Annotated in this window: 1 rRNA gene; it reads left to right on the top strand. The window is 50.8% G+C overall.

From position 1 onward, the window contains the following. Positions 1-60: ribosomal RNA gene (locus tag ACLQ3J_RS20925) — 16S ribosomal RNA — on the top strand; the annotation flags it as partial. Positions 61-384: the final 324 nt, after the last annotated feature.

Consider the following 384-nt stretch of genomic DNA (forward strand, 5'->3'; position numbering starts at 1 on the left):
ATTGGGACGAAGTCGTAACAAGGTAGCCGTACCGGAAGGTGCGGCTGGATCACCTCCTTTCTAAGGAGCACTTCTCCTTCTCTTTCCTGCACACAGGTGTGGGGGAGGTAGGCAGAGACTGTTTCGTTCCCGTATGTGGAGCGGCAGAAGCTCATGGGTGGAACGCTGACAAGCATTATCGCGTCGGAGAGAACATCATGTTTTCTTCTGCGGTGGTTATATCGGTGCACTGTTGGGTCCTGAGAGAACACGCGAGTGTTTGATCAGCGACGATGATCTGCGAAACAAGAGAACTTGAGTTTTCTTGCGGTAGGGGTTGTTGTGTGTTGTTTGAGAACTGCACAGTGGACGCGAGCATCTTTGTTAGTAAGTGTTTATGAGCGT

Source organism: Rhodococcus sp. DT1 (genome assembly GCF_049844875.1).
Classification (GTDB): domain Bacteria; phylum Actinomycetota; class Actinomycetes; order Mycobacteriales; family Mycobacteriaceae; genus Rhodococcus.